The sequence below is a fragment of the Bradyrhizobium sp. JHI2711 genome, from assembly GCF_056156565.1.
This window is the reverse complement of sequence record NZ_JBPZPT010000003.1, coordinates 714673-737062: the sequence shown is the minus strand read 5'-3', so window position 1 is coordinate 737062 and position 22390 is coordinate 714673. Positions and strand designations below refer to the sequence as shown.

Annotated in this window: 17 protein-coding genes and 1 tRNA gene; 9 read left to right on the top strand and 9 right to left on the bottom strand. The window is 60.5% G+C overall.

Annotated features, from left to right (window positions below; translation table 11 throughout):
* Positions 1-39: 39 nt before the first annotated feature.
* From dapD to rpmH, 9 genes are all read right to left on the bottom strand, one after another.
* The gene (dapD, locus tag ACTEK7_RS25785; RefSeq protein ID WP_074448081.1) at positions 40-885 is read right to left on the bottom strand and encodes a 2,3,4,5-tetrahydropyridine-2,6-dicarboxylate N-succinyltransferase; all 846 of its coding nucleotides are present in this window, start codon (positions 883-885) and stop codon (positions 40-42) included.
* A 199-nt stretch (positions 886-1084) separates the two neighbouring features.
* On the bottom strand, positions 1085-1774 hold the full coding sequence (locus tag ACTEK7_RS25780; RefSeq protein ID WP_057027530.1) for a pyrimidine 5'-nucleotidase: 690 nt from the start codon (positions 1772-1774) through the stop codon (positions 1085-1087).
* Positions 1775-1968: 194 nt separating this feature from the next.
* Positions 1969-2955 (bottom strand): DUF1036 domain-containing protein, encoded by a 987-nt coding sequence (locus tag ACTEK7_RS25775; protein WP_036026517.1) that lies wholly within the window; start codon positions 2953-2955, stop codon positions 1969-1971.
* A 161-nt stretch (positions 2956-3116) separates the two neighbouring features.
* On the bottom strand, positions 3117-4004 hold the full coding sequence (argB, locus tag ACTEK7_RS25770; RefSeq protein ID WP_036014067.1) for an acetylglutamate kinase: 888 nt from the start codon (positions 4002-4004) through the stop codon (positions 3117-3119).
* Positions 4005-4170: 166 nt separating this feature from the next.
* Positions 4171-4536, bottom strand: a complete 366-nt coding sequence (locus ACTEK7_RS25765) for a DUF423 domain-containing protein (protein WP_225114333.1) — start codon at positions 4534-4536, stop codon at positions 4171-4173.
* A complete protein-coding gene (gene yihA / locus ACTEK7_RS25760; RefSeq protein ID WP_225145583.1) occupies positions 4536-5189 on the bottom strand; it encodes a ribosome biogenesis GTP-binding protein YihA/YsxC in 654 nt (217 codons plus the stop codon). Before yihA ends, ACTEK7_RS25765 begins: the two co-directional genes overlap by 1 nt.
* 170 nt (positions 5190-5359) lie before the next feature.
* Positions 5360-7210 carry a membrane protein insertase YidC gene (gene yidC, locus ACTEK7_RS25755; protein ID WP_036041754.1) on the bottom strand — a complete coding sequence of 617 codons (1851 nt, stop codon included), beginning with the start codon at positions 7208-7210 and terminating at the stop codon, positions 5360-5362.
* Positions 7211-7226: 16 nt separating this feature from the next.
* A complete protein-coding gene (gene rnpA / locus ACTEK7_RS25750) occupies positions 7227-7613 on the bottom strand; it encodes a ribonuclease P protein component (protein ID WP_225134005.1) in 387 nt (128 codons plus the stop codon).
* 27 nt (positions 7614-7640) lie between these two features.
* The gene (rpmH, locus tag ACTEK7_RS25745; RefSeq protein ID WP_008542748.1) at positions 7641-7775 is read right to left on the bottom strand and encodes a 50S ribosomal protein L34; all 135 of its coding nucleotides are present in this window, start codon (positions 7773-7775) and stop codon (positions 7641-7643) included.
* A 350-nt stretch (positions 7776-8125) separates the two neighbouring features.
* On the opposite strand from rpmH, the gene ACTEK7_RS25740 reads away from it, so the two are divergent.
* The 9 genes from ACTEK7_RS25740 to ACTEK7_RS25700 all read left to right on the top strand — a co-directional run bounded on the left by ACTEK7_RS25740 (position 8126) and on the right by ACTEK7_RS25700 (position 22384).
* Positions 8126-9625, top strand: a complete 1500-nt coding sequence (locus ACTEK7_RS25740) for a sensor histidine kinase (RefSeq protein ID WP_036014057.1) — start codon at positions 8126-8128, stop codon at positions 9623-9625.
* A 296-nt stretch (positions 9626-9921) separates the two neighbouring features.
* A tRNA-Arg gene (locus ACTEK7_RS25735) sits at positions 9922-9998 on the top strand.
* 595 nt (positions 9999-10593) lie between these two features.
* Positions 10594-10965, top strand: a complete 372-nt coding sequence (locus tag ACTEK7_RS25730) for a hypothetical protein (protein ID WP_225147249.1) — start codon at positions 10594-10596, stop codon at positions 10963-10965.
* Between the two features lie 59 nt (positions 10966-11024).
* Positions 11025-11285, top strand: a complete 261-nt coding sequence (locus ACTEK7_RS25725; RefSeq protein ID WP_225147250.1) for a hypothetical protein — start codon at positions 11025-11027, stop codon at positions 11283-11285.
* A 3-nt stretch (positions 11286-11288) separates the two neighbouring features.
* A complete protein-coding gene (locus tag ACTEK7_RS25720) occupies positions 11289-11666 on the top strand; it encodes a recombinase family protein (RefSeq protein WP_225147251.1) in 378 nt (125 codons plus the stop codon).
* 75 nt (positions 11667-11741) lie between these two features.
* The gene (locus tag ACTEK7_RS25715) at positions 11742-15260 is read left to right on the top strand and encodes a protein NO VEIN domain-containing protein (protein WP_225147252.1); all 3519 of its coding nucleotides are present in this window, start codon (positions 11742-11744) and stop codon (positions 15258-15260) included.
* A gap of 32 nt (positions 15261-15292) precedes the next feature.
* Entirely contained in the window at positions 15293-16144 is an 852-nt protein-coding gene (locus tag ACTEK7_RS25710; RefSeq protein ID WP_225147253.1) for an ASCH domain-containing protein, read from the top strand.
* Positions 16137-19025, top strand: a complete 2889-nt coding sequence (locus ACTEK7_RS25705; protein WP_225147254.1) for a DUF1156 domain-containing protein — start codon at positions 16137-16139, stop codon at positions 19023-19025. The genes ACTEK7_RS25710 and ACTEK7_RS25705 overlap by 8 nt, the downstream gene beginning before the upstream one ends.
* Positions 19026-19042: 17 nt before the next feature.
* Positions 19043-22384 carry a DUF499 domain-containing protein gene (locus ACTEK7_RS25700; RefSeq protein ID WP_225147255.1) on the top strand — a complete coding sequence of 1114 codons (3342 nt, stop codon included), beginning with the start codon at positions 19043-19045 and terminating at the stop codon, positions 22382-22384.
* Positions 22385-22390 lie beyond the last annotated feature (6 nt).

Sequence of the window (22390 nt, the reverse complement as noted above, 5' to 3'; positions counted from 1 at the left end):
CGCCCTATTCGCCACTGGCTATTCGCTACTCGCCTTGCATCAATCCCGCAGCAGCTCGTTGATGCTGGTCTTCGACCGCGTGCGCTCGTCGACGCGCTTGACGATCACGGCGCAAGCGGTGCTCGGGCCGATCTGGCCGTTCTTCATCGGCTTGCCGGGCAGCGCGCCGGGCACCACGACGGAATATTCGGGCACTTCGCCCATGAAGACCTCGCCGGTCTCGCGGTCGACGATCTTGGTCGAGGCTCCCAGGAACACGCCCATCGCCAGCACCGCGCCCTTGCGCACGATCACGCCTTCGGCGACTTCCGAGCGCGCGCCGATGAAGCAATCGTCCTCGATGATGACCGGCTCGGCCTGCAGCGGCTCGAGCACGCCGCCGATGCCGGCGCCGCCCGAGATGTGCACGCGCTTGCCGATCTGCGCGCAGGAGCCGACGGTGGCCCAGGTGTCGACCATCGTGCTCTCATCGACATAGGCGCCGAGATTGACGAAGGACGGCATCAAGACGACGTTCTTGGCGATGAAGGCCGAGCGGCGGACGATCGCGCCGGGCACCGCGCGAAAACCGGCATCGCGGAAGCGGTTCGGGCCCCAGCCTTCGAACTTCGAGGGCACCTTGTCCCACCAGCTTGCCTTGCCGGGGCCGCCGCCAATGACGTCCATGTCGTTGAGGCGGAACGACAGCAGCACGGCCTTCTTCAGCCATTGATTGACCTTCCACTTGCCGTCGCTGCCGCGCTCGGCAACGCGCGCCTCGCCCTTGTCAAGGATCTCCAGCGACTGGTCGACGGCCTCGCGCACCTCGCCCTTGGTCGTGGTCGAGATGCCTTCACGCGCCTCGAAGGCGCTGTTGATGGTGGATTCGAGGGCTGCAAGGGACATCGTGATTTCCTCTGGGAAGCGCGTGGTTTCGCGAGAATTGGAGCGCTTTTTCGGGATTTGGCGGAGCGGAGTCAAGGCTGCGTTCTGGATCACCACCCGGGAAGACCCGTAGCCCGGATGGAGCGAAGCGCAATCCGGGACAGTCTCTCCGCAGCTACGCCAGCCCCGGATTACGCTGCGCTCCATCCAGGCTACGAAATCACCCCGACAACTTTGCCAAAAACCCCGCCAGATCATCCGTGACGTGGTCGACATGGGCGGCGTCGCGGCCTTCCAGCTCCCAGTCCTCGCGCACCACCTCCTTGGTGCCGTCGGGCACCACCAACACGGTGGTCATGCCGAGCCGGTAGGGGACGGTGAGGTTGCGGGCGAGGTCCTCGAACATGGCGGCGCGGGTCGGATCGACCGCATGCTGGCCGAGGAACTTGCGGTAGGTCTGCTCCGCCGGCTTCGGTTCGAACTCGGCGGCGATGATGTCGAACACGCCGTCGAAATGGCCGGCGAAGCCGAGCCGCGCCAGCACGGCATCGACATGGTCGACCGAGCCGTTGGTGAGGATCAGCTTGCGGCCCGGCAGCTTTGCGATGGCCGCGCCAAGCGCCGGATTCGGCTCCAGCGGAGAGTGGTCGATCTTGTGGACATAGGCGAGGTAGTCGTCGGCGGAGACGCCGTGCAGGGTCATCATGCCGCGCATCGTGGTGCCGAAGCGGCGATAATAGTCTTTCTGGATCGCCCGCGCTTCCTCCGGGCCGACATTCAGCCAGTTGCAGACGAACTCCCCGATCCGCGCATCGACCTGCTGCCACAGATTGACGTGATGCGGATAGAGCGTGTTGTCGAGGTCGAACACCCAGGTGTCGACATGGTTGAAGCTGCGGGGGAAGGTCATATCGGCATTCTCAACTTGTCGTCCCGGGGCGCGCGAAGGGCGAGCCCGGGACCCATAACCCCAGGGAGGAGTTTTGCGAAGACTCGGGGTGACCAGCTTCCCTCCGCAACCACTCCCTGGGGTTATGGGTCCCCGCCTTCGCGGGGACGACGGCGGAGCTTGTGGATGCTTGCGTGCTGATCATTGCGCCAATCTCACGGCACGGCAAAGCGCAGCGTCTTGCCGCCGCTCGACATGTCTACCGCGCCGAAGCCCGTTGGCGCAAAGCCGCGCGCGCCGCAATCGGTCTGCTCGCTGGTCTCGAACTTGGTCTCGCGTGTGCAGAGCTGCCTGTCGCCGCCCCAATTCAGCGGCTTGTCCTTAAGCTTGACGATTCGGTTGTCGGCGTCGACCGCTTCCGCGAAGCTGAAGATCTGCTTCGGCTGGCCTGATACATCGGGGTGCAGGCAGGTCTTGGGATCGATGCGATACCAGCCGCGGCTGGTCACCGCCTTGCCGTCGTCGGTCGCGATCGCCGCCATCACCTTGTGCGGCGTGTCGTTGCACCAGGTGAGGCCGGTCGCGGACGGCGTCTGCACGGCATCGACCATGGTCTTGAAGAAGTTCTGCGAGCCCACGATGTCGGACGACAAGCCCCGGCTCTTCAGGAATGCGGCCAGCGCGCTCTGCGTCTTCGGCCCGTCGACGCCATCGATCGGCGCGGCGTCGTAGCCTGCGATCACCAGGAGCCGCTGGATGCCGGCGAGGCGCGCCTGCTCGTCGTCATATTCGGAATCCTCGGCGAGATAAGCGACGAGGTTGCCGTCCGGGCTTTGCGTCGGCGTCACCTGTGTGAAGGGAACCTGCGTCTGGCCGCTGCGGCACTGCCTGGCCGCCGCGATGACGAAATTGTCCTGCGCGACGCACAGCATGTCGTTGCCGCTTTGCGGGATCGGGGACGCGCCGTAGACGCCGAGCGCGCGCGCGTTGAGCAGGATGCGGTCGGCGGTCAGCGTGCCCTGCACCACCACGCGGCAGGCGGCGGGATCGATCCTGAACCAGCCGCGCGTCGCGGTGGCCGCCTTGTCGTCGATGCCGATCGCGGCCTCGACCACATAGGACATGCGGTTGCAGATCTTGAGGTCGGCGATCGCCGGCGCCGAGGAGAAGAAGAAGGAGACAGTTGCGGCAGGCAGCGTCATCAGGAAGCGGGTGAGGGGGGAGCGGCGTGGATGACGCTCTCTCAAATCGTCATGGCCGGGCTTGACCCAGCCATCCACGTCTTTGCCGCGAGAAGAAAGGTCGTGGATGCCCGGGACAAGCCCGGGCATGACGACCTTCTTCCGCTGCTCGCGTTCCCGCATCACTTGTGGATCAGCGTGCCCGTGCCCTGGTTGGTGAAGAGCTCGAGCAGCACCGCGTGCTGCATCTTGCCGTCGATGATGACGACGCCCTCGACGCCCTGCTCCAGCGCGTAGATGCAGGTCTCGACCTTCGGGATCATGCCGCCGGAGATGGTGCCGTCGGCGATCAGTTTTCGCGCGTCCTTCACCGACAATTGCGGGATCAGCTTCTTCGACTTGTCGAGCACGCCGGGCACGTCGGTGAGCAGCAGCAGGCGCTTGGCTTTCAGCGCGCCGGCGACGGCCCCTGCAAAGGTGTCGGCGTTGATGTTCAGCGTCTGGCCCTCTTTCGAGGTTGCGAGCGGGGCCAGCACCGGGATCAGCTCGTAGCCGATCAGCTGGTTGAGCAAAGTGAGGTCGACCTTCTCGGGGTCGCCGACGAAGCCGAGATCGATCGCCTTCTCGATGTTCGAGTCGGGATCGACGATGGTGCGCGTCGTCTTGGTCGCCTTCACCATGTTGCCGTCCTTGCCGGACAGGCCCACCGCCTTGCCGCCGGCCTCGTTGATGTAGCCGACGATCTGCTTGTTGACGGAGCCGGCGAGCACCATCTCGACGATCTCGATGGTCGCGGCATCGGTGATGCGCAGGCCCGCGGCGAATTCCGAGACGATCCCAAGACGCTTGAGCATGGTCGCGATCTGCGGCCCGCCGCCATGCACCACCACCGGATTGATCGCGGTCTGCTCCAAGAGCACGATGTCGCGGGCAAAGTTCTTCGCGGTCTCCTCGTCGCCCATGGCATGGCCGCCATATTTGATGACGATGGTTTCCTCGTCATATTGCTGCATGTGCGGCAGCGCTTCGGACAGGATGCGGGCCTGGTCGAGCGGAGAGATGTCGGTCATGTCGCGGGTCTCGCTGGCGGGTCGAATGGTGCGCGTTCTATCCGATTGGCGGGGACAGCGCAAAGGTGTGGCAGCTATGTAGCCCGGATGGAGCGCAGCGTAATCCGGGATTCGTCGCCGCAGACACCGGCCCCGGATTGCGCTTCGCTCCATCCGGGCTACGGATTCAGCGCTTCGCCACCACCGCCGCCACACTTACCGCCAGCCAGCTCGCAATCATCACCATCCCGCCCGTCGGCGCCGCCATCGGAAACAGCGCGTGCCCGGCATACTGCCGCAAGGTGAGGTCGCCTGCGAACAGCGCGGCACCGATCGCGAAGCCGAACGTCGCCACGATTCCAATTCCGCCGTGCAGAAGGCCGCGCGTGAGCAAGGCGATGGTCGCAAGTATGGCACTTGCATGAAACAGCAGCATGGCGCTGGCGGAGGCAAGACGGCTCGCGTCGGCACCATGGGCGGACGCGGCGGCCAGCGCGACGCCGGCGGCGCCCATCAAGCCGGCAAGCCCGATCAGCAGGCGGTGCGCTGCCATCACGAGGCCCGCTCTTCCAGGAGCTTCGCCATCGCGGCGCGAAGCTCGGCCATGCCGGTCGCGCTGCGCGACGAGGTCGCGAGCACGGTCGGGAACGCGGCCGGATGCTTGGCGAGCACGGCCTCGGTCTCGGCGATGCGTGCTTGCAGCTCGGCGACTTTCACCTGGTCGGCCTTGGTCAGCACGATCTGGTAGCTGACGGCGGAGCGGTCGAGCGTCTTCAGCACCTCGAGATCGACATCCTTGATCCCGTGCCGCGCATCGATCAGCACGTAGACGCGCGCGAGACTGGCGCGTCCCAGCAGGAATTTGTGGATCAGCTCGGTCCAGGACGCGACCTGGCTCTTCGGCGCCTTGGCATAGCCGTAGCCGGGCATGTCGACGAGGCGCAGGTCGTTCTTGCCGGGGACCTCGAAGAAGATCAGCTCCTGGGTGCGGCCCGGCGTATGCGAGGTGCGCGCCAGCGCGTTGCGGCCCGTGAGCGCGTTGATCAGGCTCGACTTGCCGACATTGGAGCGCCCGGCAAAGGCGATCTCCAGCCCCGCCATCGGCGGCAGCGTTTCGATCGAAGGCGAGGCCCAGATGAACTGCCAGTCGCGGGCGAACAGCTTGCGCCCGGCCTCGATCAGTCGCTCGTCGGTCTTCTCGTTCATGCGAGCGGGCTATCCTCTCGTCATGGCCGGGCAAAAGCGCGAAGCGCGTCCTTCCCAACCAAATGTCCCGGCCATCCACGTCTGACTGTGAGGCACCCTCCTAAACGTGGATGCCCGGGACGAGCCCGGGCATACGCTGTGGAGGCAGTTTGCCTGACATTATCGAAGGACTACGTCGCCTTCCTCGCGAACGTCGCCTTGAGATTGTCGAGTAATTCCACCTTCACGCCGTTGCGGCGCATGATGTAGCCCTGCTGGACCACCGAGAGCAGGTTGTTCCAGGCCCAGTAGATCACGAGGCCCGCCGGGAATCCCGCCAGCATGAAGGTGAAGATCAGCGGCATCCAGTTGAAGATGATCTGCTGCGTCGGATCCGGCGGCGTCGGATTCAGCTTCATCTGGATCCACATCGTGATGCCCATGATGATCGGCCAGATGCCGAGCGCGAGGTAATAGCCGAACACCGGAATCGTGGTCGGATCGAACGGGATGAGCCCGAACAGGTTGAAGAGATTGGTCGGGTCCGGCGCGGAGAGGTCCTTGATCCAGCCGAAGAACGGCGCGTGCCGCATCTCGATGGTGACGAACAGCACCTTGTAGAGCGCGAAGAACACCGGAATCTGGATCAGCACGGGCAGACAGCCGGCGACCGGATTGATCTTCTCCTTGCGGTAGATCTCCATCATCTCCTGCTGCTGCTTCACCTTGTCGTCGGGATAGCGCTCCTTCAGTGCCAGCAGCTGCGGCTGGATCGACTTCATCTTCGCCATCGAGGCGTAGGACTTGTTCGCCAGCGGGAAGAACAACAGCTTCACGATCACCGTGACGAGCAAGATCGAGACGCCGAAATTGCCGAAGAAGCGGAAGAAGAAGTCGAGGCCGAGGAACATCGGCTTGGTGAGGAAATAGAACCAGCCCCAGTCGATCAGCAGGTCGAACTGGTTGAGGCCGAGCGCCTTGTTGTAGCCGCCGAGGCCCGCGAGCGGGAAGTTGATGCCGACCACGCCGGCTTCCTTGGCGCCTGCGAACAGCCGCGCGTTGGCCGTCGCGGTGCCGCCGATCGCGACGGTGACGGGGTCGAGCAGATAGTCGGTCTGGTAGGTATGGACCTTGCCGACCGGGTTGGACGAGAAGCGCGCCTGGAGCTGGGCGTTGGTATCCGGCAGCAGCGCGGAGGCCCAGTATTTGTCGGTGATGCCGAGCCAGCCATTGGTGGCCTTGAAGTTCACCTGCTTGGCTTCGTCGATCTTGCTGTAGGCATATTCCTGCAGCCTGTGTTCGCCGAGATAGCCGATCAGGCCCTCATGCAGGATATAGTAGCCGGAGACATGCGGCGCGCCGTGGCGCGAGATCAGCGCGAACGGATAGAGCGTGACGGGCGCGTTGCCGACATTGCTCACCTCGTCCTTGATGGTGAAGAGATAATGGTCGTCGACGGCGATGGTGCGGCGGAAAGTCAGGCCGTCGCCATTGTCCCATTTCAGCACCACGGGCGTCGACGGCGTCAGGCTGCCGCTGCCCTCCTGCTGCCAGACGGTCTGGGCATCCGGCATCTTTGCCGTCACGCCCGTCGCTGCAACCCAGCCGAACTCGGCGTAATAGGGCTCCGCCGTGCCCGACGGCGAATAGAGGACGATCGGCGGCGATTTCGGATCGACCGTCTCGCGATATTGCACCAGCGCGATGTCGTCGATGCGGCCGCCCTTCAGCGAGATGCTGCCGGCGATCCGCGGCGTCTCGATCTTGACGCGCGGGCTCGCTGCAATGGCAGTCTCGCGCGAAACGACCGCTTGGGGCGGGCTCGCGGCCGGCGTCGACGGCTGGGCCGCGCCGGGCTGCGGCGCGCTGCCCGGCGTCGGGGACGCGCCCGGCTGCGGCGTGCTGCCCTTCTGGAGCTCGGACTGCGCCTGCTGCTGGGCGCGCTGCTTCTCCATCTGCGGCACATTGTAGAAGTACTGCCAGGCGATCAGCACCAGGCCGGACAGAATGACGGCGAGGATGGTATTGCGATTGTCGGTCATCTCGATTGTCTCGTCATCAATCCGGTTTGCGGCTGGTCGCTGCGACGTGACCCGGCCTGTGGCCGCGCGCTTTGGCCGTATGCCGCGCGGGCTTCGTGAACGCTATGCGCAGATCGTCGAGCATGGTGGCGAAGTCGCGCGAGAGCGCGTCCTTTCGTCCGACCAGGACATAATCATGGTGGGGCTGCATCGATGTCGGATCGAGCCGCTTCACCAGTTCGCGCAACCGGCGCCGGATGCGATTGCGCTCGGGGGCGTTGCCGTTCTTCTTGGTGACGGTGAAGCCGATCCTGACAGGGCCGGAATCATCGCGGCGGCGGCTTTGCAGGACGAACGCGGGACTATTCACCCGCGCGCCATTGGCAACGGCGAGGAAATCCGCCCGCTGCCTCAGCCGATCCATGATGAAATCCCAAAAAGGGGGTCCGGCTCAGGCGCTCAGACGCTTGCGGCCGCGGGCGCGGCGGGCGGCGAGAACCTTGCGGCCGCCGGCAGTGGCGAGACGGGCGCGGAAGCCGTGACGGCGCTTGCGCACCAGTTTGCTGGGTTGATAAGTCCGCTTCACGGGTTTTTCTCCGCTGACCGGGCAATTTGCCTGTAGAATTGATGGTAAAGTCCGGAAGATGCGGCCCAAAACGGGCCCTTTTTCGGCCCCAAGAGAGCCGCTCCCGGTGTCGCACCGGGTCATCGCGGACAATTCGCGCGGCTTATAAGGGAGCGCCTTGTCTTCGTCAACGCCGCACAAGCGCGCGATTGTGGTGAATATCGCTGTTTGCGCGGCGTTTTTAACCCTTGAGGTGGCGACTCGCGCTATCAGCGCTTACACCACACCTCGGCAGATTAGCGATCCGTAATTTGACCGGACATCGGTCGGGTCGCATCCTCCATCAGCCAAGGCCAACAGGGGCGAGTTTCGTGCCAGCCACAGATCGCCAGCCGATCCAGGATCTGGATCAGCCAGACCAGCCGGCGACGCGGCCCCGCGGCTCGCGCGGGCTCGGGTTGTCCGGCAAGCTGCTGCTGCTCACCATTCCCTTGGTGATGATCGCCGCGGTGCTGCTCTACGTGCCAGCCATCGCGAATTTTTGGGTCAACCGGCTGAATGATCGCGTCGCGGCGGCCAACACCGCGGCGCTGGTGCTGGATGCGGCGCCGCTCGGCATGGTCCCCGATTCGCTGTCGCGGCAGATCCTGAAGAGCATCAATGCCCGCGCCGTCGCAATCAAGATGGGCCAGCAGCGCCGGCTGCTCGCCAGCGACAACATTCCCGCCGCCATCGAGCACGACATCGACCTGCGCGACATGACGGCTTGGGAGGCGATCACCGGCTCGTTCCGGATGATGCTGGAAACCGGCAACCAGGCCATCCGCATCGTCGGCCCCGGGGTCGGCAATGCACAGTTCATCGAGATCGTCACCGATGAGCTGCCGCTGCGGAAGCAGATGTACCGCTTCTCCCGCAACCTCGTCGTGGTCGCGTTGATCATCGCGGTGCTGACCGCGGGCCTCGTCTATCTCGCGCTTCATTATCTCTTCGTGCGCCCGATGCGGCGGCTGACCGCGAGCCTGGTCGGCTTCCACGAGAATCCCGAGAGCTCGGCCGGCATCATCGTGCCGAGCCAGCGCAGCGACGAGATCGGGGTCGCCGAGCGCGAATTGTCCGACATGCAGCGCGACCTGATGTCGATGCTGAATCAGAAGAGCCGGCTCGCTGCCCTCGGCCTCGCGGTCTCCAAGATCAACCACGATCTGCGCAATCTGCTCGCCTCGGCCCAGCTGCTGTCGGATCAGCTCGCCAGCGTGCCGGATCCGCGCGTGCAGCGCTTTGCGCCCAAGCTCGTGCGCTCGCTCGAGCGCGCCATCGCCTTCTGCCAGTCGACATTGTCCTACGGCCGCGCCCAGGAGGCCGCACCCGACCGCCGCATGATCCTGATCGAGCCTGTTGTGATGGAGGTGCGGGAGACCGCGGGGCTCGCCAACGACGCCTCGATCGCCTGGGTCGCCGCGATCGAGCGCGGGCTCGCGGTCGACGCCGATCCCGACCAGCTGTTCCGGGTCTTGCTCAACCTCGTCCGCAACGCCGCCCAGGCGCTCGAAAGCCATGCGGCGGGTGAGGGGCGCGTGCAGCAGATCCGGATCACCGGAAAGCGCGAAGGCGCCGTCGCCATTCTCGAGGTCTCCGACACCGGCCCCGGCGTTCCCCCGAAGACCCGGGAGCGCCTGTTCGAGGCCTTCCAGACCTCGGGCCGCCCCGGCGGCAGCGGCCTTGGCCTCGCCATCGCCGCCGAGCTGGTCCGCGCCCATGGCGGCGAGATCCACTTGGTCGAGGGCACCATCGGCGCCACGTTCCGCATCGTCATCCCCGACCGTCCCGTGGAACTGCTCTCCATCCGCAACGAGCGCCAGAGGGCTTAAGGCTAGGCCAGCGGCCGACTGAAACGAGCTGGGCCATCGCCATTCCTTCCGTCATTCCGGGACGACCCGAAGGGTCGGGCCCGGAATCCATAACCCCGGCTGGTGGTTATGGATTCCGGGCTCGCGACTTCGTCGCGCCCCGGAATGACGAAGAGAAGTGCGGAAATGCTCCAAAATACCGGCGAGCCGGACCTTGCCAATCGGGACAAGAGCGGTTAGTCAGAGCGCTCTTTCGCACCCCCTCCGGCTCCGCCGGGGGCTGCTTGCGGGCCCTGCCCGCGCTGTTTGCGAAACACGCGCCCGTAGCTCAGCTGGATAGAGCATCAGACTACGAATCTGAGGGTCGGACGTTCGAATCGTTCCGGGCGCGCCATTATTTGCAGGGTTTTTGCATTCTATAGCTTTGAGCAGGTCGCCCTAGCTACCAACTAGCAACCGCCCCATTCAGACTCGGCTCCTGTCCCGACGTACTCCAAATTTTTATCGCAAGAGGCCCCCTACTCGGGAAAGGCCTTCATACTTGCGAGCAACAAAAAGGCCTTTTTCTCCTTCGCCCGGGCGCGGATCCAGTTCACCGCAGGCGGCGCGCAGCCTTCGGTCTATAAGGACATCGTCTTCCAAGCCATTCGGTGTCGGCCTTCTCATGGCGCAGAACATAGAACCAAATTTCAGCTTCCTCCCGTCTTGCCAGAGACCGCAACGCTCTCAACACTGCGACCCGATGCTTCTTGAGGACCGGTTCGGTGCGATAGACCAACTTGCAAAGCTCTGAGGTCGAAAACGACCCCGCGGGGTCTCTCTCGAAAATCTCCTTGATCCGCGCCCCGACCTTTCCAAGACCCCTGCTCATCTGCCTAGCTTAAGTTAAGTGTTTCCCAACCCGCCGTTCTAAAGTGTAGGTTGCGCAGGTCAATTCTTTCTCGCAAGTAGCGGGGACTCGCGCGGGGCATTTTCAGAGCGGGGTCATCATGCGAGTAACATTGGTTGGGGCTGGGAAGACGGTTTCATTCGAGACGATGGAAGCAGCGGGCGGCTGGCTCTTGGAACAGGCCGGCGTTCGGGACCTCGCGATCGTAAGGCGCAGCGTCGGGGCGTGGGCGCTTTGCGAAGCCCTACAGGACGGGACCAAGAAGGTGTTGGTCGAAGTCTCTACAAAGAGCGAGGCGCAGCTTGGATCGCTCCTTTTCCGGAAGTTCTACCAGGAATGGTTCGCCGTGCTTGGGTTCGAGGCACTGAACCCACCTGCTCACTCCTCGCCTCAGCGACTTGCAAGTGGTCGCCACCGGCAGCCGTCGTACCTGTTCGACGAACGGGCCCATATTGCTGCGTTCGGATATTAAGCGGCTACGAAGCATCCGAATTGGACACGAACCAGCAGTCAGATACAAGGAGGTCGCAAGTGGCAGCAATCATCACCCGCGAGAACATCCAGCCCCCAAAGATTGAGGAGGGCGACGCCGGCATTATTCTTAAAGCCGATGGCACGTTTCGCGTTTTCAACACCATCGCAGATCCGACGAAGCTGATCCCCGCGCAGATAGAGCAAGGCAAGAAGCTCCTGGCACTTGCCGCGGTGCTGAAAGATCCGGAGATCCTCAAACTGATTACCTCGAACATCGGAGCGTTTGGGGACGTTCTTTCATTGAAGATGGATTCGTAGTCTATGCAACAACACGTTTCGCGCTACCGCGCGCTCGAAATGTTCGCGGAGAGTATCGCCGAGTTGGAAATACCCAATGATAAAGGCCTGACGGCGCTTTTTGGTCAGATAAAGTCGCAGGCCAGGCAGGCGCTGAATCGCAAGGATCCTCTGCGCAATAAAAAGCTGAACGTGGCGCGGGAGAAGGCTCGCGAGACTACGATCCGCAAGGCAAAGAAGTTCCGCGAGCAGATGATGCCGCACATCGCGGAGGCGCAGACGGCCGGATGTTTGACGACTCGCGCCATTGCCGATTGGCTCAACAAACAAGGTTTTACGACAGCCCGTGGCTTCGACTGGTCTTCGGGCTCGGTCCATAGAATTTTGGAAGGTGACGGATAGCTCCGTCCACGGTACCAGCTCTGACCTATGTTACCGCGTTGGGTTGGCAGTTCACTTTTTCAGGGGGCGGTTCGGTTGGAAAAGCAAACATCTGTGTTCGATTTGATCCGACCAGGGAGCATCCTTCGTGGGCTCGACATCTCCGGTCCGGCCGAGGTCATTCAAGTCGCCAAATTCGGCCCAGATGCGATCAACATCGCTTTTCGGGTCAACGGCCGGGTCTCTGAACGGCTTCTCTACCGCGGCGAAGAGTCGTCCTTTGAGTTGGTCGAGAACGGCCGGGCGTACGCTTTTGATGCAGATGGCAACCTTTTGCGCCTCGCCTCAGAGGCCTACCGCATCCGATTGGCGCATCTCTTCGATCCCTACCTGGCGGTCAGCGCCTCGCAAATCGAGGCTCTGCCGCATCAGATCACGGCGGTTTACGGTGAGATGCTGCCTCGCCAGCCTCTTCGGTTTCTGCTCGCCGACGATCCGGGCGCCGGCAAGACGATCATGGCCGGCCTGCTCATCAAGGAGCTGATGATCCGCGGGGATCTCGATCGGTGCTTAATTGTTGCGCCGGGCAGCCTCGTGGAACAATGGCAGGAAGAAATGGCCGAGAAATTCGGCCTAGGCTTTGATTTGCTGACGAGAGACCAGATTGAAGCTTCGATCACCGGCAATCCGTTTGCGGAAAAGAACCGTCTGATCATGAGGCTGGATATGGCCGCGCGGTCGGACGAATTGAAAGCCAAGTTGGCTGCAGCGCCGGATTGGGACCTCATTATCTGCGATGAAGCTCATCGCATGGCTGCTTCCTATTTCGGTGGCGAAGTGAAGGAAACCCAGCGCCACAAACTGGGGAAGCTGCTGGGCACGCGAACCCGTAACTTCCTTCTCATGTCGGCGACGCCTCATAACGGCAAGGAGGCTGATTTCCAGCTATTCATGGGCTTGCTGGACGCAGACCGCTTTGAGGGGCGATTTCGCGAAGGCGTCCACAAGGCCGACGTGTCCGACATGATGCGGCGGCTTACCAAGGAAGAGCTATACCGGTTCGACGGCACGCCGCTTTTTCCGGAACGCCGGGCCTATACTGCCGGCTATGCGCTGTCCCCGGTGGAGGCCGATCTCTACCAAGCGGTCACGACGTACGTGCGGGAAGAGATGAACCGCGCAGATCGAACCGGCGATGATAAGCGCAGGTCGAGCGTAGGCTTCGCGTTGCAGATCTTGCAGCGGCGATTGGCATCATCTCCTGCAGCCATTCATCGCTCGCTTGAACGGCGACGCAAGCGTCTGGAAGAAAGATTGCGTGAAGAGACGCTAATGCGGCAGTCGGGTTCCGCCTCCCTGCGAGGCGCGCCTGAATTGCCAACTTGCGATCCCGATGATGTAGACGAAATTCCAGGCGTCGAGGTTGAAGAGGCGGAGGATCAAATTGCGGATCAGGCAACCGCAGCCGCGACCCTTGCTGAGCTGGAAGCCGAAATTCTCACCTTAAAGGACCTAGAGGGCCGCGCCCTGCGGCTCAAGCTTTCCGGCCAGGACGCCAAGTGGCGTGAACTGGAATCGATCCTCGATGAACCAATGATGCAGGATCAGGCAACCGGCCTTCGGCGAAAGGTTCTGATCTTTACGGAGCCGAAGGACACGCTGGAATATTTGCAGCAGAAGATCGTCGCGAGGGTCGGAGATCCGGCCGCGGTCGTTGTGATCCACGGCGGTGTTGCTCGCGAAGCGCGTCGTGCAGCCATTGCAGCATTCAATTCCGATCCCGTGGTTCGCGTCATGATCGCGAATGATGCCGCTGGCGAAGGTGTTAACCTTCAACGCGGCGCGCACCTCATGATCAACTACGATCTGCCTTGGAACCCAAACCGGCTTGAGCAGCGATTTGGTCGGATTCATCGCATCGGTCAGACGGAAGTCTGCCATCTATGGAACCTATGTGCGGCCAATACACGCGAGGGCGAAGTATATCGGCGATTGCTCGAAAAGCTTGAGGAGGCTCGCACCGCCCTTGGCGGCAAAGTCTACGACGTACTTGGCGAATTGTTTGAGGGCCACGCCCTCCGCGATCTTCTCGTTGACGCGATCCGCTACGGTGACCGGCCCGAGAAGAAGGCAGAATTGCTTCGGAAGGTCGAAGGTGCCGTCGACGTTGATGCAATTGAAAAGCTTGTCGCCGAACGCAAGCTCACCTCAGAGGGCATGAGCGCGAGTTCCGTCGCTGAGGTCCGCGAGCAGATGGAACGTGCCCAGGCGCGCCGTCTTCAGCCGCACTTCATTGGTGCTTTCTTTCGCGAAGCCTTCACATTGCTCGGCGGGCGAATTGCAGAGCGAGAGAAAGGTCGCTTCGAAATACTACGGGTGCCATCTATCCTGAAGGAGCGCGACAGGCTGATCGGCCGATCGGATCCGGTGCTCGATCGATACGCGCGGATCACGTTTGAAAAGGCGCTCATCGTTGGTAAGCCGCAAGGCGAACTGGTTGCGCCCGGTCACCCCCTTCTGGAAGCGCTGGTGGACGTGGTTCTCGAACGTTTCCAACCTCTGCTGTCCCAGGGCGCGGTGCTGGTTGACGAGACTGACGAAGGGCAATCCCCGCGCTTGCTTGTTTATCTTGAGCATGCTGTTCGTGACGCGCGGACAGGCCGATCGGGTGAGCCACGAACGATCTCACAGCGGCTCCAATTTCTCTTCTTGCAGGAAGATGGGACCGCAACAGACGGAGGCCCCGCACCCTATCTCGATTGTCGGCCAATCACGTCCGAAGAGCGCCTATTGGTTGCAGATTCGATCTCTGCCGCGTGGTTGTCGGTAAATGTTGAGGCACAGGCGTTAGGCTATGCGGTGCGGATGCTGGTGCCGGAGCATCTAAATGAGGTGCGCTCGCGTCGTATCGCAGAAATCGACAAAGTGGAGCGGGAGGTGCGCGCCCGCCTCAATCGCGAAATCAACTATTGGGATGCTCGTTCTGCACGATTGCGGGAGGAAGAGCGTGCCGGCAAGGAACAACGGATCAACGCTCAGAACGCGGAAGCAACGGCGGCGCGGCTGGTGGAACGGCTGCATCGCCGCCAAACAGAACTGGATCGGGAGCGGCAGATTTCAGCCCTGCCGCCCGTGTTGAAAGGGGCGGCTCTAGTAATTCCTGGTGGCCTGCTGAAGAAAAAGCCCGCAAGTGCGCCAGCCGAGAAACTAGATGGCTTCTCCGAAGACCCGGCGGCCCGTGCCGAAATCGAACGGCTCGCCATGGAGGCTGTGTTTGCGGCGGAGCGTGCTCTTGGCAATGACCCGCGCGACGTGTCGGCTGAAAAGAAGGGTTGGGATATCGAGAGCCGCGACTTGAAGGCAGGTCATCTCCGTTTCATTGAAGTGAAGGGAAGGCAGTCCGACGGACGCGACGTAATCCTGACTAAGAATGAGATCCTCGCATCGTTGAACGCCGCTGAGGCCTTTATACTGGCGATTGTTCAAGTCGATGGCGGCTTCGCACGAGAGCCGATCTATATCAGGCGCTTTTTTGGTAGGGAACTAGGCTTTGCGGAGACAGCGGTGGTTTTCGATATTGCAACGTTGATGGCGTCCGGCATGCCGCCGGCATGAGGTGGTGGATCAGAGAGGATGCGACGCAAGATATGAAGGCAATCGTAATTCGGGAGCCGTATGTCAGTCTCATTCTCGCGGGCGAAAAGACCTGGGAGATGCGCAAAGCAGCTTGCCGCTATCGAGGTCCTGTCGCTTTGATCAGCAAAGGCAGCGGCACGGTGGTAGGTGCAGCGGAGATCGTCGATTCGCTTCCGTCCATAGATTCGCTGGAGGCATATGCCAAGGCTGAACCAAAGCATCGCGTTCCGCCAAACCTCCAACGCCAGGCTTTTTCCGATGGCTGGCGGACCCCGTGGGTTGTGACCAGGGGACATCGCCTGGCCTCTCCAGTTCCTTACAAGCACCCCTCCGGGGCGGTAATTTGGGTCAGCCTTGATGAGGATGTGGCCGCCCAGGTGATGGCTCAGATTCAACAAACGTCTGAGCCTGGGGTGGCACAAGGGACACGGGAAAAGGTGGATCCTTCCTCTTCGTACCCAGGCTCAATACGATCGTACACGAGTTCGTCGAATGACATCTCCCCTTTGCGCGTCTTGAAGAAAGACGACATTGGGAGAAGTGGCATGTCTGACGAGATCAGAAGAGTGACCATAACCGGCGGAAACATCCGCAATAATCACATCTATTTGCCTCTCGATTTCTTTCCTCAGGAAGCCATCGGTGGCAACAACAAGTTCGAACCAGCTGCGCGGACCGTCTCCGTTACCTTCAGGCCTGGGCAAACGATCGAAACTGATATTGATCGTACAAAGCGGATCCTGCGAGCACGCAGGGCCGTAGGCGACTTTTTCGCTGCCGCTGGTGTCGAAGAGGGTGATGTGATTCGTCTCATCAGAATTGGTGTCTTCTGCTACGAAATATCGAAAGAGACTAATGGCTGATATTGCTCCACAGCATCCCCGCAAGAAGTTGATTGAAGTTTCAATTCCGCTTGAAGCGATCAATGCCGAATCGTCTCGACGTAAGCAAAAGGCACCTAAAGGCTACCCAACTGCGATACACAAGTATTGGGCTCAACGACCAGTGGCGGCGTGTAGGGCCGTTCTATTCGCTCAACTGGTCGACGATCCATCTGGATGGCCAGATCGGTTTAAGACTGAGAAAGAACAGGATGAGGAGCGCAAACGCCTGCACAAACTAATGGAGCGTTTGGTGCTTTGGGAGGCCTCAAACGATGAGGCGATCCTAAACGAAGCGCGATGGGAGATCGCACGTTCAATCGCGTGGGGTCTGAACGAAGAGCCGCCAGCGAAGGGCAGTACGAAAGCCATCTCGGAATATCTGTTCACTAAAGGCCCCCCTGTTTTCGACCCCTTTTCTGGCGGCGGTTCGATCCCCCTTGAGGCTCAACGGCTTGGGTTGCGTTCGTATGGGTCCGATCTCAACCCCATCGCGGTCCTGATCGGAAAATCACTTGTTGAGATACCACCGCGCTTCCATGGGAATGCCCCAGTGAACCCCGTATCGCAAATGAAGCTGAAGCGAGGGGGTGAGTGGAACAGTCGTGGCGCAGAAGGCCTCGCGGAAGATGTTCGATACTATGGCCAATGGCTCTGCAACGAGGCTCACCGACGCATCGGTTCATTTTATCCCGAAGTAACATTGCCTAACGGTCACAAAGGTACGGTCGTGGCTTGGCTGTGGGCCCGCACTGTCCGATCGCCTGATCCCTCGGCAAAGGGTGCGATGGTCCCTCTCGTCTCTTCCTTTATCCTCTCTAACAAGGATGGAAGGAAAGTTTGGGTCGAGCCGACTCTCGATCCCAAATCACCTGATGGGTACAGGTTTGAAGTTAAGGCGGGGACAATTTCGAAGGCGGATGAGGCGCGGCTTCGCGTAGGCACAATAGGAAGAAGCACCGGTGGGATCTGTGTCTTATCCGGTGCGTCGATGCCCTTCACATACGTTCGCAATGAAGGTCAAACAGTCGGTTTAGGAGTTCGGCTCATGGCAATTGTTGCAGATGGGCCAAGCGGTCGAGTGTACCTGTCACCGTCTACCGAACAGGAAACGGTGGCGCTGCAGGCTAGGCCACAATGGGAGCCGGAAGGAGAGTTGCCGAGTAATCCTCGCGATTTTAAGACACCAAACTACGGCATGTCGACATTCGCCTCGATCTTTACACCGCGACAGCTCCTTGGGTTAACAACGCTATCTGACCTCGTGCACGAGGCGCGGAAGCAAATAATTCTTGATGCAGGTGGTTCTGAAGTGTCGGGAGACGCCACTTCGCTCGACAAAGGTGGTTGCGGCGCCACTGCATACGCTCATGCGGTGGCGACCTATCTTGCGATGGTAATCGATAGAATGGCATTTTATGGATCCTCTCTCTGCGGATGGCTCGCAAAAGACAATGCAATGGGAAAGACCATGCCGCAGCAAGCTTTGGCAATGAGCTGGGATTTCGCTGAAGGCAATCCTTTTGGCAAGTCAAGCGCGTCTATCGCAACCTGCACAAAGGCGGTCGCCGACTGCATCGTTGAACTTAGACAGACCGCCAAGGCCGAGATATCCAATCAAGACGCGCAGAACATAGTCTACAAGGCTGGGGCAGTGATATCTACAGACCCGCCCTATTACGACAACGTGGGCTATGCCGACCTGTCCGACTTCTTCTATTGCTGGCTGAAACCCACGATCGGCGGTGTCTACCCTGATCTATTTCGTCGTCTTAGCACCCCCAAAGATTCCGAGTTGGTAGCAACTCCATACAGACATGGTGGAGCAAACGAAGCCGAGCAATTCTTCATGGAGGGGATGCGCAAGTCATTATTGCAAATGAGAACGGCAAAAAGTGCCTATCCAATGGCGATTTATTACGCATTCAAGCAGCAAGAACAAACTCAAATAGGAGTCACTTCGGCGGGTTGGGCGGGATTTCTTCAAGCGATTGTAGATGCAGGTTTCGGTATCGACGGAACATGGCCGATTCGAACAGAGAACCCAAGTCGATCTATCGCGCAAGGTGCCAATGCGTTGGCCTCTTCGATCGTCCTCGTCTGTCGCGAACGCGACTCTACGGCCGACGTAGTCACCCGCGGGGAATTTATCAGAGCATTACGGCGCGAACTGCCAGATGCCATCGACGATATTCGCAAGGCAGGTGTTGGCCCAGTGGATATGCAGCAGTCGGTCATCGGTCCCGGAATGGGTATATTCTCTCGTTACGCTAAGGTTTTGGAAGACGACGATAGCGCCATGCCAGTCAAGACAGCACTCTCACTCATCAATCGGGTCTGGGAGGAAATCGAGAATGAACTTGAAAGTAACTTCGATCCCGAAACTCAGGTCGCGCTTGCTTGGTTCGCAACCTATGGATTCGATGCACGCACTTCCGGTGAGTTGATCACCCTCGCCAATGCTAAGAACATTGCATCAAACTCTCTCTTCGATTCCGGCGTCTTCAAAGATCTTAAAGGCAAGGCCGCATTGACGCCTCGCGATGACCTTTCGAAGGAGTGGAGACCCATAACAGACAAGTCGCTCACCGTTTGGAAATGCGTTCAACATACTGCTCGCGTCCTCAACGCCGAAGATGGGGGCGCTGCGGCGGCTGGTCGACTTGTCGCCGAAATGGGGCCAAGGGCGGCGGAAGCCCGAGCGTTAGCTTATCGTCTATTCGAAATCGCCACGCAGAAGGGTTGGTCCGCCGAGGCGCTAGTCTATAACGAGCTGGCGCAGGAATGGCCGCGACTTGAGGATCTGGCTTCGACAACCGACGCTAGAGATCGAGCTGTATCTTCACAAGCGGAACTCTTTTAGTCAGTTGGGAGGGTTTGATGTCGGCTGAAAAAGAGACGCTCCAACGAGTTCAAGGCGGGCTCTATCATCTTCAGAGAGGCCTGACGCCATTCGTAGAAGCGCGCATGAAGTTGGCTCACGGCGCCAACTGGCTAAATTATGCAAGCCGAGCTTCCGGGGGGGTGCCAAACGCGCCACTCGATGCCTATGGTCTGGTCAAGACGATGATTGATCGCTGGCGCGAGACCTTTGATGATGCGTTTGGTCGAAACGACAAGCATAAGGCGCGCAATTTTGCATCAATGGCACTCGAAGCCAGAAATGCTATTTCCCATCTTGCTATTGGTCTTCAAGATGACGAAGCGTTGCGATACCTCGATGCAATGCATCAGCTGCTCAAGTTGGTGAAAGCGCCGGCCGCCGAAGTCGCCGAACTAAAGAAGCTATATGACGCGCAGCGCCAGTCGGGGCTGGCTAGATCGCCTGCATCGGAGACGGTCGTAACGCCGTCTCCGGCATCAAAGTCCGCTCAAGCGACGCTTACTCTACCGCAGTCGGCTACAGTTGATGAACGGACCGGTAAAGCACTCAAACCTTGGATTGAGGTTGCGCTGCCTCATCCAGATGTGATCGCAAACCGGTTCAAGGAGGCTGAGTTCGCGGCCGACCTTTTCGCCGTCGACACAGGCCATGCAAGCGACGCCTATGCGACGCCGACAAATTTCTTCGGCATCACATTCTTAACTGAAGGATTGCGGAGGGTGTTAACCTCGGCCGTCCAGCGCTTGGGAGACACAGGCGGCGATCCAGTGATCGGTCTTCAAACCTCATTCGGTGGAGGCAAGACCCACACTATGCTCGCGATCTATCATTTGGCACGTCATCTGAGTGAAGGTGGCGATGCAAGCCGGCTGGCGGGCGTTGCAGAGATCGTCGAGAAGACCGGTGCGCGCAAACTGCCAAAACCAAAGATTGCGGTGTTCGTCGGCTCCGCTGACGGGCCCGATGTAAGCCTAAAGATAGACAAGGGCCCCAAGGTTCACACGGTTTGGGGTTACATTGCGTGGCGGCTTGCCGGCGAAAAAGGACTTGCTCTCGTTGCCGAAGCTGAGGCGGCGCGAACGAGCCCGGGGTCTCGGGTGATGGTCGAGGTCTTCAAGCTGGCCGGCCCGAGCGTTATTCTTCTTGACGAGTTGACGATGTTTGCCCGCCAGCTCGATGATGATCGGTTCGAAGCGTTCTTGTCATTCGTTCAGTCGCTGACCGAAGCGGCAAAAATGGTACCCGGCATCCTGATCATCGGCTCCTTGCCAGAAAGCGACGCGGAGGCGGGAGGCGAACGAGGAAAGGCGGCGCTGCGGAGACTTGAGAAGGTTTTTGGCCGTGTGCAGTCACCTTGGCTGCCGGCTTCCGGCGATGAAACTTACGAAATCATTCGCCGTCGTCTCTTTCAGGCGCTCGACTCCGATGGAGAAAAGGCGCGGGAAGAGACCGTGAAAGCCTTCCATGATCTGTACAAGAAGAACGCAGCCGAGTTTCCGCCAGAGGCCAAGGAGCAGAGGTACTTAGAGCTGTTGCGGCTTTCTTATCCGATCCACCCGGAGCTTTTCGATCGGCTATCGAAGGATTGGGCAAGCTTGGAGAAATTTCAGCGGACGCGAGGCGTTCTGCGGTTCATGGCCAACGTGGTGGGAGTTCTCTGGCACTCTCAAGCACATGATCCACTGATCACGCCTGCTCGCATTCCGGTAGCCCATGAACGTGTTAGGGCGAGCGTGCTGTATCCACTCGACCCCCAATTCGGCTCCGTTGTTGACAAGGAGGTCGATGGTGAGGGGTCGTTGCCGAGCCGGATGGAGGCCAATCCGTCACGCAGGATATCCCAGCTGCGGGCTGCTACTCGTGCGGCCCGGGCGGTCTTTCTATGCTCTGCACCATTGGTTGGGCAGCCAAATGCAGGGCTTACCGGTCAGGGTCTCCGGCTTGCCTGCGCTGAGCCGGGGGACCAACTTGCGATCTTCGGCGAAGCGCTTCGAGAACTGACGGAGCGTGCCACCTATCTCTATGAGGAAGCGGGCCGCTATTGGTTCTCGACGCAGCCCACACTCAATCGGCTCGCGGATGATCGAGCGAAGGCATTGGCGGACCACGATGTAGACGAAGCGATTGCCGACGTTCTCCGCAAGGACGCGGCGATCAAGGGCGGATTCGACCGCGTCTATGCCGCTCCAGATGATCCGGTGACGATTGACGAAGCTCAGGCGTTGTCTCTTGTCATACTTGGTCCCGCTACCCCGCATGTCGGCAAGGGAGGCGTGAAATCTGCTGCAACGGATGCCGCGAGCGATGCCTTGACGCGCTGTCGTGCTACTCAGCGGCGCTTCCGCAATACCCTTGTTTTCGTTGGAGCTGACGAGGCGGGTCTGGGAACGGCCCGAGATGTCATGCGCAAAGCAATGGCATGGAAGCAAATCGTCGACGACAAGCGTTTGCACGATGCTATGACAACTGCGCAGATTGCGGACGCAGAAGACAAGGCGAGGACAAATCGCGATTCGGCTCAGAAGGCGGTTCGTAGCGCATGGAGCCACATTCTCTACGGGGTTAAGAGCGACACTGCGGGCAAGCCGTTCGAACTAGAGCATAGCTTGATTTCATCGCGTGACCGCGCTGCTATTCCGGCAGTTGTCTACGACAAGGCGAGGGCTGACGGGATTGCTCTGGAGAAGCTGGGAACGGAACGCCTTTGGCACGCTCTGAAGCCCATCTGGCCAGAGGACAGGGAGCATTTGCCTGTATCGGAACTCACCGATTGGTTTTCGTCCTATGTCTATCTGCCGAAGTTGCGTGATCGCGTAGTCCTGGAAGCGTCGATCAGGGATGCCGTTGCAAAGCTTGACCCGCAGTTCGGCTATGCCGACAGTTTCGACGAGACAAGCGGAAAATATCGCGGTTTGATCTGGGCAAAGGATCCGCCTCAGCCGTTCCCCGCAAATGCAGTCCTCGTCAGCGATGCCGCGGCGAAGAGGCAGCTCGCTGAGAAGGCAACTGTAGGGCCTGCAGCGCCCGCTGGATGGCCCGCGGCGCCAGGGGCCCCACCAAGCACTACCGACGACAAACCCGCGCCAGCGCAGCCCCGTAAGACCCGTCGGTTCTATGGATCGGTCGATCTCGATATGGTGCGTCCGGTGAAGGCCTTTGACGCAATCCTAAATGCCGTTGTCATGGAGCTTCAGCGAACCCAGGGAGCCAAGGTGAAGTTGACGTTGGAGATCGAGGCGGTGGCTGACGAGGGCTTTGCAGACAACGACGTAAGCGTGGTGCGGGACAACGCGCGGCAACTCAAGTTCAAGCCGGAATCGACGGGGTTCGAGGACTGAGAATGG

Coding starts and splice junctions, on each gene's coding strand:
- dapD (WP_074448081.1), bottom strand. CDS start 885: ATGTCCCTTGCAGCCCTCGAATCCACCATCAACAGCGCCTTCGAGGCG.
- ACTEK7_RS25780 (WP_057027530.1), bottom strand. CDS start 1,774: ATGACCTTCCCCCGCAGCTTCAACCATGTCGACACCTGGGTGTTCGAC.
- ACTEK7_RS25775 (WP_036026517.1), bottom strand. CDS start 2,955: ATGACGCTGCCTGCCGCAACTGTCTCCTTCTTCTTCTCCTCGGCGCCG.
- argB (WP_036014067.1), bottom strand. CDS start 4,004: ATGACCGACATCTCTCCGCTCGACCAGGCCCGCATCCTGTCCGAAGCG.
- ACTEK7_RS25765 (WP_225114333.1), bottom strand. CDS start 4,536: ATGGCAGCGCACCGCCTGCTGATCGGGCTTGCCGGCTTGATGGGCGCC.
- yihA (WP_225145583.1), bottom strand. CDS start 5,189: ATGAACGAGAAGACCGACGAGCGACTGATCGAGGCCGGGCGCAAGCTG.
- yidC (WP_036041754.1), bottom strand. CDS start 7,210: ATGACCGACAATCGCAATACCATCCTCGCCGTCATTCTGTCCGGCCTG.
- rnpA (WP_225134005.1), bottom strand. CDS start 7,613: ATGGATCGGCTGAGGCAGCGGGCGGATTTCCTCGCCGTTGCCAATGGC.
- ACTEK7_RS25730 (WP_225147249.1), top strand. CDS start 10,594: ATGCGAGTAACATTGGTTGGGGCTGGGAAGACGGTTTCATTCGAGACG.
- ACTEK7_RS25720 (WP_225147251.1), top strand. CDS start 11,289: ATGCAACAACACGTTTCGCGCTACCGCGCGCTCGAAATGTTCGCGGAG.
- ACTEK7_RS25710 (WP_225147253.1), top strand. CDS start 15,293: ATGAAGGCAATCGTAATTCGGGAGCCGTATGTCAGTCTCATTCTCGCG.
- ACTEK7_RS25705 (WP_225147254.1), top strand. CDS start 16,137: ATGGCTGATATTGCTCCACAGCATCCCCGCAAGAAGTTGATTGAAGTT.
- ACTEK7_RS25700 (WP_225147255.1), top strand. CDS start 19,043: ATGTCGGCTGAAAAAGAGACGCTCCAACGAGTTCAAGGCGGGCTCTAT.